Raw genomic sequence first — 11,273 nt, forward strand, 5'->3', positions numbered from 1 at the left:
ATTAATTAACGTAGTCCTTTGCAGGTTGTTTATCTACAATTTTTCCATTCTCAAGAATCAGTACAAACGGGTTGCTTCTTGCTATTGTTTTAATGGAAGTTCCGTCCATTAGTACGTTTTTGATGGTTTTAAAAGTATTAGGCTCTGTTGAAACTCCGTAGATAAGGGCGCCTTTCTGGGCATTTACTTTTGCCTCCACTTTCTGAAGCAGGTCAGCAGGGATTTCTTTTGGATGATAGGAAAACACCAGAACAGCTTTTGGAGCGTTGATGATCTCATTGGTAACTTCCATTCCTGTAGGATCTTCAATCTTAAATTTTACAATTTCAGATTTGTAACCTTCCTTGATCAATACAGATTCATTTTTTCCATCTTCAATTTTCCATGGAGAACCTTCTGCCCAATATTCTGTTTTTTTGATATAATCATCCTGATTTACCTTTACTAACTGTCCTGTTTTTTCATTTTTTAGAGAGTAAAATGTCTTATATTCAGAAGGGTTTTTGTCAATTTTAGCTTTTTCACCTTTAATATCTGTCCCGATTTTATAATCACGGAAATCAATGATCGGTTCATGCATGATTCCCTGTGCCATAACATAAATCATTCCCAAAGAAAAGACTGTTAAAAGAATATATTGGAACGTATGGGAAGACTCTTTTGAAGTAACTCCATACTCATCTTTTTTACGGAAATCTTTTCTGTAAAGGACAAATAAGATAATCAATCCTACCAGCAGTACAACATCTTTTAAGAAGCTTTGCCATGGAGTGAATTTGATGGCGTCTCCAAAACATCCACAATCTGTTACCACATTGAAATAAGCCGAATAAAACGTCAGGAATCCAAAGAAAATACAAAGAGCAATTAATATGGATAAGGTAAATTTAAGCTTTAACTTAAGAAGCAGCATAAATCCTAAGAAAAGCTCCAGTACCACCACGATAATGGAAAACAGCAGGGCAAACTTTTCAAAAAACGGCATATTGAAAACAGCAGGAGAGAAATATTCTTCCATTTTGAAAGAAAAACCTACCAGATCCACGGCTTTCACAAAGCCTGAAAGGATAAAAATGACAGCAATAATAAAGCGTAATAAACCTTTGAGCATATTAAATATTTTTGGGTTCGAACTGATTTTCTTTTTCCGAGAACTTGATCAGACAGAAGACGGCATAATTCAGCATGTCGAAATAGTTGGCATCAAGCCCTTCCGAAACGATCGTTTGTCCCTGGTTATCCTCAATCTGTTTGGTTCTCAATACTTTTTGATAAATAAGATCCGTAATCGAAGAAATCCTCATATCTCTCCATGCTTCACCGTAATCATGATTTTTTCTTTCCATCAAAGCTTTCGCTTCGTTGGCATATTGGTCATACAGACCTAAAATTTCTTCTTTATTTTCGTTGAAATCATTGGAAAGACCTTTCTCCAGCTGAATAAGTCCAATGATAGAATAGTTCACAATGGCGATAAATTCATCTTCTTCACTCTCATCCACCATTTTTTTATCAGTCATCTGCAGCGTACGGATCCTGTTGACTTTAATATAAATCTGATCCGTAATGGAGCTTGGTCTTAAAACCCTCCATGCCGCACCATAATCCTGCAATTTTTTGCCGAAAAGATCACGGCACTGACTGATAACTTTCTCAAACTGTACTGATGTTTTTAACATAAATCTTCTTAATCTTCCAAATATACGAATTCGGTTTTAGATTTTTCAATTTGATAAGCTGAGTTTGTGTGTCTGAAGGTTTGAGGGTGGGAGAGTTTTAGAGTTCCGGGATTCGGGATTCGAGTTGTGGGGTTTGAGAGTGGGAGAGTTTTAGGGTTAGAGAGTATTTGAGGAAAGAGTTTCAATATCCGATTGATCTAGTTTTGAGGTTTAAAAGGGCTCATTTAGCTTCTAACTTTCAGCCGTTAATTTCTAACTTCTAGCTTCTAATTTCTGATTTAAAACTCATAAATCACTAATTTTGCACTACAAAAATCATTCATCAATTATCATTCATCATTTATAATCTACCCTCATCAATAATAATCTCATGTTCTCCAACCCTAAAACTCTCCAACACTCAAACCCTCCAACTCATTCAATCAACTGCAACGGCCGTTTAGTACAACTGGACACCCCGAAAATCATGGGAATCCTCAATATGACCCCGGATTCCTTCTCTGATGGCGGAAAATTCAATAATGAAAAATCAGCGTTGAAACACACTGAAAAACTTTTGAAGGACGGAGCTGAAATACTGGATATCGGACCACAGTCTACACGTCCCAATGCAGAATTTTTAAGTGCTGAAGAAGAGATCAGCAGAATCGGAAATACCATCTCTCTGATTAAAAAAGAGTTTCCGGAGGCCCTGATTTCCCTGGATACTTTTTACGCAGAAACTGTAAAATTCGGATTTAATGAAGGAATTGATCTGATCAACGATATTTCTGGAGGTCAGTATGATACAGAAATGTTCAATACAGCTGCTGAAACGAAACTTCCTTATATTCTGATGCATGTAAATCCTTCTTACGAAACCATGCATGATAAAATAAAGTTTGAAGATATTACACTGGAAGTGAACCAATATTTTTCAAAAAAAACAAAAGAACTTTTAGAAAAAGGAGTGAATGATATCATTCTTGATCCCGGTTTTGGTTTTGGAAAAACAGTGGAAGATCAGATGAAAATGATCCATGAAGTTGAATACCTCGGGTTCGGAAAATTTCCTCTGCTGATAGGGATTTCCAGAAAGTCATTTATCTACAGGCCTCTGGGAAAATCACCGCTGGACATCAATGAGGAAACACAGAAACTGCACATGAAAGTATTGGAACAGGGAGCTAAAATTTTGAGGGTTCATGATGTGGCTGAAGCAAAGGAAACACTGAACCATTTTTTACGAAAAAAATAAAAAGTACAAAAAAAACTTGTGAGTAATTAAAAAGTTTATACATTTGCAATATGAATTTTACGAATCAGAAAAATATTATTGTCATTTCTATTATTGCTGTTGTCATTAACAACAGTAAGGAAACGGCATTTTAAATAGATTTTAATTTAAATTATATATAAAACCGTTTCAAACTATGAAACGGTTTTTTTGTTTTTAATTTTTTATAGTGTAAAAGTATGTATCAGTTATTATCAGTAATTATTATCGTCATTATTATTCCCTTACGGCTGTGAGAAGGAAGGTGTATGACTGTACATATATTGAGCCCTCTCACAGCGTGAGAGGGTTTTTTTTATTTCCATTTGTTAATTTTTTAAACCTCTATAACATGTATTACAACGATGACACGACCATCTACTTTGACGGAAAATTTACGAAAGCAAAAGATGCGGGAACTGATCTTTACAGCCAGTCACTTCACTATGGTTACTCTGTTTTTGAAGGCATAAAATCCTACAGCACAGATCATGGAACTCAAATTTTCAAAGCAAAAGAACACTACGAAAGACTGAAAAGATCAGCAGAACTCATGCATATTCCTTTTGATTATTCCGTAAATCAGCTTACAGAACTTACCTATGAACTTCTGGATCGTAATGGGTTTACAGATGCTTACATCCGTCCGTTGGTTACGTGTTCGCCCAATATGTCACTTTCAAAAGGACAAAAATCTTATCTGTCTCTTCTTGCATGGGAATGGAACAACGGCTATCTGGCGGATAAAATGAAAATTATGACTTCCCCCTTTCAACGTCCTAATCCTAAGGCATTCAAGGTGGAAGCCAAAGTAGGAGGACATTATGTAAACTCAATATTGGCCTGCCAGGATGCGAAAGATAAAGGCTATGATGAAGCGCTGGTTCTTGATGAAAACGGAAATGTTGCCGAAAGTTCAGGAGCCAATGTGTTCTACGAAAAAGACGGAGTTTTATATACTCCCGCCAAAGGAAGTATTCTTCCGGGCATTACTAGGCAAACCGTTATGGAAATTTGTAACGAGCTAGCTATTCCGGTAAAGGAAACTTTTTTCAAACCTGAAGAAATGAGAGGTGCAGATGCAGGCTTTTTCTGTGGTACGGCAGCAGAAATTGTTGCCCTGGATTCACTTGATGATGTTCCATTTTCCAAAAATTGGGAAAATACGGAGAGCAGGAGAGTACAACAGGCATATTTGAAATTGGTAAGAGTTCTGTCATTGTAAATTTTAAGAATATAAACATTTGATTATCAAATAAATAAATTCATTTTTTAAACAATTGAATATTGTAGTTTTTTGGAAAAACGAAAATGAAAAGAATATTACAAAATGTAGTTTTGGATCAAAATTTAGTAAAAAACTCTATTTGAAGAAGAGAAAAGAATAGAAAATGTAGGAAAAGTATGTTAAATAAATATTCAAAAACATTCACGCAAAACAGTGAACAACCCGCAGCCAAAGCCATGTTGTACGGGATAGGATTTACAGAAGAAGACATGCACAAAGCTCAGGTCGGAATTGCCAGTATGGGCTATGACGGAAACACCTGCAATATGCATCTGAATGATCTTGCCCAGGTAGTAAAAAAAGGAACATGGAACCACGGATTAGCCGGATTGATTTTTAACACCATCGGAGTAAGTGACGGAATGAGCAATGGAACAGACGGAATGCGCTATTCTCTGGTAAGCCGTGATGTGATTGCCGACAGCATCGAAGCCATCTGTGGAGCGCAATACTACGACGGATTAATTGCATTGCCGGGCTGCGACAAAAATATGCCGGGAACCATCATCGCAATGGGAAGACTGAACAGACCATCCATCATGGTGTACGGAGGAACCATAGCTCCCGGATGCTACAAAGGAGAACAGCTTAATATCGTTTCTGCTTTTGAAGCTTTAGGAAAAAAGATTGCAGGAGAAATTACTGAAGAAGATTTTGATGGGGTTGTAAAAAATTCCTGCCCCGGAGCCGGTGCATGTGGTGGAATGTATACAGCAAATACAATGGCTTCCGCGATAGAGGCTTTAGGAATGAGCCTTCCATATTCTTCTTCCAACCCGGCTTTAAGCAAAGAAAAACAGGAAGAATGTCTTGAAGCAGGAAAATACCTGAAAATATTATTGGAAAAAGATATTAAACCTTCGGATATCATGACCCGCAAAGCTTTTGAAAATGCGCTGCGCATGATTGTTATTCTTGGAGGAAGTACCAATGCCGTTCTGCATTTTATAGCTATGGCAAAAAGTGTGGGAGTACCGCTTACTCAGGATGATTTCCAAAAAATGAGTGATAAAACTCCGGTGCTGGCAGATTTAAAACCAAGCGGGAAATACCTGATGCAGGATCTGTATGAGCACGGGGGAATACCATCCGTCATGAAATACCTTTTGAACCAGGGATTATTACATGGGGATTGTTTAACGGTAACCGGAAAAACAGTTGCAGAGAATTTAGAAAATGTTCCCGATCTGGATTTTACTACTCAAAAGATTATTAAACCATTATCAGAGCCTGTAAAAGAGACAGGTCACCTGAGAATATTATACGGAAATCTTGCTGAAAAAGGAAGTGTAGCCAAAATTACAGGAAAAGAAGGAGAACGTTTCGTAGGCAAAGCCCGTGTATTTGATGGCGAAAAAAATCTGATCAGAGGAATTCAGGATGGAACCGTACAGCATGGCGATGTGATTGTCATCCGTCATGAAGGTCCGAAGGGAGCTCCCGGAATGCCGGAAATGCTGAAACCCACCAGTGCACTGATTGGAGCAGGACTGGGAAGCAGTGTAGCCTTGATTACAGATGGAAGATTCAGCGGAGGAACTCATGGTTTTGTAGTAGGACACATCACTCCCGAAGCTCATGAAGGAGGTCTTATCGCTTTTGTAAACGATGATGACCTGATTGAAATTGATGCTGTCAACAACACCATACAGCTTAAAGTTTCAGAAGAAGAGATCGAAAGAAGAAAGAGAGGATGGCAGAAACCAGCTCTTAAAGTACAGAAAGGATTGCTTTATAAATATGCATTAACCGTATCATCAGCTGCAGAAGGCTGTGTAACAGACGAAATCACTCAATAAAAAAATATGGAAAATCTGAATCTATCAACAGAAATACAATTGAGCGGAAGCCGGATTATTCTTGAAGCATTTCTTCAGGAAGGGGTGAAAACCGTTTTCGGATATCCGGGAGGTGCCATTATTCCAATTTATGATGCCCTTTACGATTATAAAGAGAACCTGAAACATATCCTTGTACGTCACGAGCAGGCGGCAGTGCATGCAGCACAAGGTCTTGCAAGAGTCTCAGGAGAAGTCGGTGTTGTACTGGCTACCAGCGGCCCGGGAGCAACCAATCTTGTCACAGGTTTGGCAGATGCTCTATTGGATAATACCCCCTTGGTATGTATTACGGGACAAGTTTTTGAACACCTTCTCGGAACTGATGCCTTTCAGGAAATAGATGTTATGAACATCACAAGTCCGGTTACCAAGTGGAATTATCAGGTGACGGATGCTCATGAGCTTCCCGAAGTATTGGCAAAAGCATTTTACATTGCAAAGTCAGGCCGTCCCGGGCCCGTAGTGATTGATGTGACTAAAAATGCCCAGCTGCAGTCTGTTGCTTATAAAGGCTATTCACCATGCCACACATTACGAAGCTATAAACCGGATCCCGATCCATGTATGGAAAATATCGGAAAAGCTGCAGCGTTGATCAATAATGCAGAAAAGCCATTTGTCATTGCTGGACAGGGGATTATGCTCGGAAAAGCTGAAAAGGAGTTCTTACAGTTTGCAGAAAAATCAGGAATTCCGGTAGCATGGACGGTTCTGGGAATGAGTGCTATTCCAACTCATCATCCACAAGCGGTAGGAATGGTAGGAATGCACGGAAACTATGGTCCGAATATATTAACCAATGAATGTGATGTTCTGATTGCTGTAGGAATGCGGTTCGATGACCGTGTGACCGGAAGATTGGATCAGTATGCGAAACAGGCAAAGATTGTTCATCTGGATATTGACAATGCGGAGATCAATAAAAATGTAAAAGCAGATGTTCCCGTTCTGGGAAACTGCAAACATACGCTTCCACTTCTTACAGAAAAGATCGTAAAAAGAGAACATCATCACTGGCATAAAAGATTTAAAAAATGTCATGAAATTGAAAGCATTAATCTGATTCATACGGAGCTCTACCCTGAAGAAGGTGAGATTACAATGGGAGAGGTGATCCGCCAGTTGAATGAGATAACAGCAGGTGAAGCAGTAATTGTAACAGATGTAGGACAGCATCAGATGGCGACTTGCCGATACTCTCAGTTCAAACATTCCCGAACCAATGTCACAAGCGGTGGGCTGGGAACCATGGGTTTCTGTCTTCCCGCTGCGATAGGAGCGTCTTATGCAGAAACAAACCGTCCTGTTATTGCTGTAATGGGAGACGGGGGAGCTCAGATGAATATTCAGGAACTGGGAACCATTATGCAGCATCATCCGGAAGTGAAGATCTTAATTCTGAATAACTGCTATCTGGGAATGGTAAGGCAGTGGCAGGAATTGTTTCACGAAGAAAGATATTCCTCCGTAGATATCCAGAGTCCCGATTTCGTTCAGGTGGCGAAAGGATACAATATTCCCGGAAAAAAAGTATCCGAGAGGGAAGACTTAAAATGGGCGCTCCGTGAAATGTTGGATCACAAAGGATCTTTCCTCCTTGAAGTAATGACAGGAAAAGAACACAATGTATTTCCGATGATCCCTCAGGGAAAAAGTGTTTCGGAAATTGTATTAAATAATAAATAAAATTTAAAAATAAAAAAGATGAAAACAGATCATAAAGAATATACCATTACAGCGTATACAGAAGATTATTTAGGATTAATCAGCCGCATCAATGCTATTTTTTCGAGAAGAAGAATCTCTATGGTGACCTTTAATGTTGGTCCTTCAGAAATGGAAAAAGTAAAAAAGTTTGTTATTGTTATCAGAGAAACAGAAGATTCTGTTCAGAAGATCAGCAGGCAAATGGAAAAGCAGGTAGACGTTCTGGAAGTACATTACCACAGAAATCCATATCTGACCGCAGTAGAATATGCTAGTTAAGCGCAAAAAATTAAACATCAATAAATAAAATCAAAAAAAATGGCAAAATTGAATTTTGGAGGAGTAGAGGAGAACGTAGTAACAAGAGAAGAATTTCCGTTGGAAAAAGCTCAGGAAGCACTAAAAGATGAAGTTGTAGCAGTAATTGGTTATGGAGTACAGGGGCCCGGGCAGGCTTTGAACCAGAAAGATAACGGAATTAATGTGATTGTAGGGCAGAGAAAAAACTCCAAATCTTGGGATAAAGCAATAGCAGACGGATTTGTACCGGGAGAAACATTATTTGAAATTGAAGAAGCATTGGAAAAAGGAACCATTATCTGCTATCTTCTGAGTGATGCTGCACAGATTGAATACTGGCCGAAAGTAAAACAGCATCTTACTCCAGGGAAAGCGTTGTATTTTTCTCATGGTTTCGGAATTACGTTCAGCGAGCGTACAGGAATCGTTCCTCCAGCCGATGTAGATGTATTTCTTGTAGCACCAAAAGGTTCAGGGACATCCTTGAGGAGAATGTTTTTGCAGAACAGAGGTCTGAACAGCAGTTTTGCCGTATATCAGGATGCTACAGGAAAAGCCAGAGAAAGAGTAACAGCATTGGGAATTGCTATAGGAAGCGGATATCTTTTTGAAACCGATTTTAAAAAAGAAGTATACAGCGATCTTGCCGGAGAACGCGGAACTTTGATGGGTGCTGTACAGGGAATATTTGCCGCTCAGTATGACGTATTGAGAAAAAATGGGCACAGCCCTTCTGAAGCCTTTAATGAAACCGTAGAAGAACTGACTCAGTCATTAATGCCATTGGTAGCAGAAAACGGAATGGACTGGATGTATGCCAACTGCAGTACAACCGCTCAGAGAGGAGCTTTGGACTGGTGGAAGCGTTTCAGAGATGCTACTTCGCCTTTGTTTGAAGAACTGTATGACAACGTAGCCAAAGGAAATGAAGCTCAACGTTCCATTGACAGCAACAGCAAACCGGATTACCGTGAAAAACTGGAAGCTGAACTTAGTGAACTAAGAGAAAGTGAAATGTGGAAGGCCGGGAAAACAGTACGAAGCCTGAGACCAGAAAATAATTAATAAGTAAACGGATGATGAAAGAGGGAGTAAGTTCCTCCGTTTTAGAGAATGTCTATAAAGCGGAGGAACGATTAAAAAATGTAGTGGTAAAAACACCTTTGGCTGTCAATAACAATCTATCAGCTATTTATGAGTCGAATATTTATTTTAAAAGAGAAGATCTTCAAAGGGTCAGATCCTATAAAATAAGAGGAGCCTATAATAAGATGGCCACCATGTCTGAGGAAGAACTTTCAAAAGGTGTTGTGTGTGCCAGTGCCGGAAATCATGCGCAGGGAGTTGCATTTGCATGCCGGACCATGAAGGTGAAAGGAACTATTTTCATGCCTTTGCCAACTCCCGGGCAAAAGCTTGAACAGGTGAAAATGTTTGGTGGAGAATACATCGATGTTATTTTATTTGGAGACACATTCGATGAATCCAAAGATGCTGCGATGAGGTTTTGTAAAGACCATGACAGCGTATTTATCCATCCTTTTGATGATCCGGCGATTATTGAAGGACAGGCAACAACAGCACTGGAGATTCTGGAACAGACAGAAGGTGTGGTTGATTATCTTTTTGTACCGATCGGCGGCGGCGGACTGGCAGCAGGAATCTGCACTGTATTTCAGCATCTGTCTCCGCAAACAAAGATTATCGGGGTAGAACCTTCCGCAGCAGCAAGCATGAAAAAAGCCCTTGAAAAAGGAAAACCTGTTCTTCTTGAAAAGATCAGCCGTTTTGTAGACGGAGCAGCGGTACAGCAAGTGGGAGATATTACATTTGAACGCTGTAAAGATATCCTGTACGATATGGCTACCGTGGATGAAGGACTTGTCTGTGAAACCATATTGTCTTTGTATAATAAAGATGCTATTGTTGTTGAACCGGCGGGAGCACTTTCAGTAGCAGTATTGGAAAAATACAGGGAGGAAATAAAAGGTAAAAACGTAGTATGTATTATCAGCGGGAGCAATAATGACATTACCCGGATGGAAGAAATCAAGGAAAAAGCATTGCTTCATGCAGGACTAAAGCATTATTTTCTGGTCAGATTCCCACAGCGTCCCGGAGCATTGAAAACCTTTGTAATGGATGTACTGGGGCCTGATGACGACATCACTTATTTTGAATACACTCAAAAAAATTCAAAAGAAAAAGGAATTGCAGTTGTAGGAATTGCCCTGAAGCAAAACAAAGATTTCACCCCATTGATCGATAAGATGAAGCAGTATGATTTCTTTGTTAACTATCTGAACAATGATCCTTCGCTGATGAATTTACTTATTTAAAATCATATTCAATACTAAATTATTTCGTACACAAATCAGATTCTAAAAACACAATGATGAAAAAAAGCTTCACAATCAGTGAAGCTTTTTTGTTTTTTGACAAAATCCAATGACATAAGAACCTGAAGCGTTAAGAAAATGAATTCTGTGAACGTTAAAAAAACTCAGGTGTTTGAGTGCGGGACAAAATATGATTCTAAACATAGATCGTTTCCGCACGAGTTCAGAGTTTTTAGAGAACAGATTTCATTTTTAGCTGAAGTTTCTGAGTCTTGAATTTTTGATTCTTTTGTTTCAAGACAAAAGAAGTAGATTAAAAATAATTTTTGAACCATTAAGAATAATAAAGTTTTTAAGAATAGTGAAGAAAACATCTTCGATATTTAGTAAGCAGGATGGCTTCAGTGATGAAAAAAAGCTTCACAATTTTTGTGAAGCTTTTATGTTTCTGGCAATATCAAATGACATAAGAAACTGAAGCGTTAAGAAAATGAATTCTGTGAACGTTAAGAAAACTCTATTGTTTGAGTGCGGGACAAAATATGATTCTAAACATAGATCGTTTCCGCACGAGTTTAGAGTTTTTAGAGAACAGATTTCATTTTTAGCTGAAATTTCTAAGTCTTGAATTTTTGATTCTTTTGTTTCAAGACAAAAGAAGTAGATTAAAAATAATTTTTGAACCATTAAGAATAATAAAGTTTTTAAGAATAGTGAAGAAAGCATCTTCGATATTTAGTAAGCAGGATGGCTTCAGTGATGAAAAAAAGCTTCACAATTTTTGTGAAGCTTTTATGTTTCTGGCAATATCAAATGACATAAGAAACTGAAGCGTTAAGAAAATGAATTCTGTGAACGTTAAAA

At 38.5% G+C, this 11,273-nt stretch carries 9 protein-coding genes; 7 read left to right on the plus strand and 2 right to left on the minus strand.

The window, feature by feature from the left end; all coding sequences use genetic code 11:
* Position 1: 1 nt before the first annotated feature.
* Entirely contained in the window at positions 2-1,111 is a 1,110-nt protein-coding gene (locus DEU40_RS07400; protein ID WP_110009239.1) for a BT_3928 family protein, read from the minus strand.
* Between the two features lies 1 nt (position 1,112).
* Positions 1,113-1,679, minus strand: coding sequence for a DUF1599 domain-containing protein (locus DEU40_RS07405; protein ID WP_110009240.1), 567 nt, complete (start codon positions 1,677-1,679; stop codon positions 1,113-1,115).
* Between the two features lie 466 nt (positions 1,680-2,145).
* Here DEU40_RS07405 and folP point away from each other — a divergent pair, with 466 nt between their 5' ends.
* The 7 genes from folP to ilvA all read left to right on the plus strand — a co-directional run bounded on the left by folP (position 2,146) and on the right by ilvA (position 10,409).
* The gene (gene folP / locus DEU40_RS07410; protein WP_181397944.1) at positions 2,146-2,916 is read left to right on the plus strand and encodes a dihydropteroate synthase; all 771 of its coding nucleotides are present in this window, start codon (positions 2,146-2,148) and stop codon (positions 2,914-2,916) included.
* 370 nt (positions 2,917-3,286) lie between these two features.
* Positions 3,287-4,159 (plus strand): branched-chain-amino-acid transaminase, encoded by an 873-nt coding sequence (ilvE, locus tag DEU40_RS07415; RefSeq protein WP_110009242.1) that lies wholly within the window; start codon positions 3,287-3,289, stop codon positions 4,157-4,159.
* Positions 4,160-4,338: 179 nt separating this feature from the next.
* A complete protein-coding gene (gene ilvD, locus DEU40_RS07420) occupies positions 4,339-6,021 on the plus strand; it encodes a dihydroxy-acid dehydratase (RefSeq protein ID WP_110009243.1) in 1,683 nt (560 codons plus the stop codon).
* Between the two features lie 6 nt (positions 6,022-6,027).
* Complete coding sequence (ilvB, locus tag DEU40_RS07425; RefSeq protein ID WP_110009244.1) at positions 6,028-7,749, plus strand: biosynthetic-type acetolactate synthase large subunit; 1,722 nt, start codon at positions 6,028-6,030, stop codon at positions 7,747-7,749.
* Between the two features lie 18 nt (positions 7,750-7,767).
* Positions 7,768-8,049, plus strand: coding sequence for a hypothetical protein (locus DEU40_RS07430; protein WP_110009245.1), 282 nt, complete (start codon positions 7,768-7,770; stop codon positions 8,047-8,049).
* A gap of 39 nt (positions 8,050-8,088) precedes the next feature.
* Positions 8,089-9,135 carry a ketol-acid reductoisomerase gene (gene ilvC / locus DEU40_RS07435; protein ID WP_110009246.1) on the plus strand — a complete coding sequence of 349 codons (1,047 nt, stop codon included), beginning with the start codon at positions 8,089-8,091 and terminating at the stop codon, positions 9,133-9,135.
* A gap of 11 nt (positions 9,136-9,146) precedes the next feature.
* Positions 9,147-10,409: a threonine ammonia-lyase gene (gene ilvA / locus DEU40_RS07440; RefSeq protein WP_110009247.1), complete on the plus strand. Its 1,263-nt coding sequence runs from the start codon at positions 9,147-9,149 to the stop codon at positions 10,407-10,409.
* Positions 10,410-11,273 lie beyond the last annotated feature (864 nt).

It is taken from the genome of Chryseobacterium sp. AG844 (assembly GCF_003182335.1).
Lineage (GTDB): Bacteria > Bacteroidota > Bacteroidia > Flavobacteriales > Weeksellaceae > Chryseobacterium > Chryseobacterium cupriresistens.

What these genes read in the sequence shown, in the direction of transcription:
- DEU40_RS07400 (WP_110009239.1), bottom strand. Translation starts at nt 1,111, where the DNA reads ATGCTCAAAGGTTTATTACGCTTTATTATTGCTGTCATTTTTATCCTT.
- DEU40_RS07405 (WP_110009240.1), bottom strand. Translation starts at nt 1,679, where the DNA reads ATGTTAAAAACATCAGTACAGTTTGAGAAAGTTATCAGTCAGTGCCGT.
- folP (WP_181397944.1), top strand. Translation starts at nt 2,146, where the DNA reads ATGGGAATCCTCAATATGACCCCGGATTCCTTCTCTGATGGCGGAAAA.
- ilvE (WP_110009242.1), top strand. Translation starts at nt 3,287, where the DNA reads ATGTATTACAACGATGACACGACCATCTACTTTGACGGAAAATTTACG.
- ilvD (WP_110009243.1), top strand. Translation starts at nt 4,339, where the DNA reads ATGTTAAATAAATATTCAAAAACATTCACGCAAAACAGTGAACAACCC.
- ilvB (WP_110009244.1), top strand. Translation starts at nt 6,028, where the DNA reads ATGGAAAATCTGAATCTATCAACAGAAATACAATTGAGCGGAAGCCGG.
- DEU40_RS07430 (WP_110009245.1), top strand. Translation starts at nt 7,768, where the DNA reads ATGAAAACAGATCATAAAGAATATACCATTACAGCGTATACAGAAGAT.
- ilvC (WP_110009246.1), top strand. Translation starts at nt 8,089, where the DNA reads ATGGCAAAATTGAATTTTGGAGGAGTAGAGGAGAACGTAGTAACAAGA.
- ilvA (WP_110009247.1), top strand. Translation starts at nt 9,147, where the DNA reads ATGATGAAAGAGGGAGTAAGTTCCTCCGTTTTAGAGAATGTCTATAAA.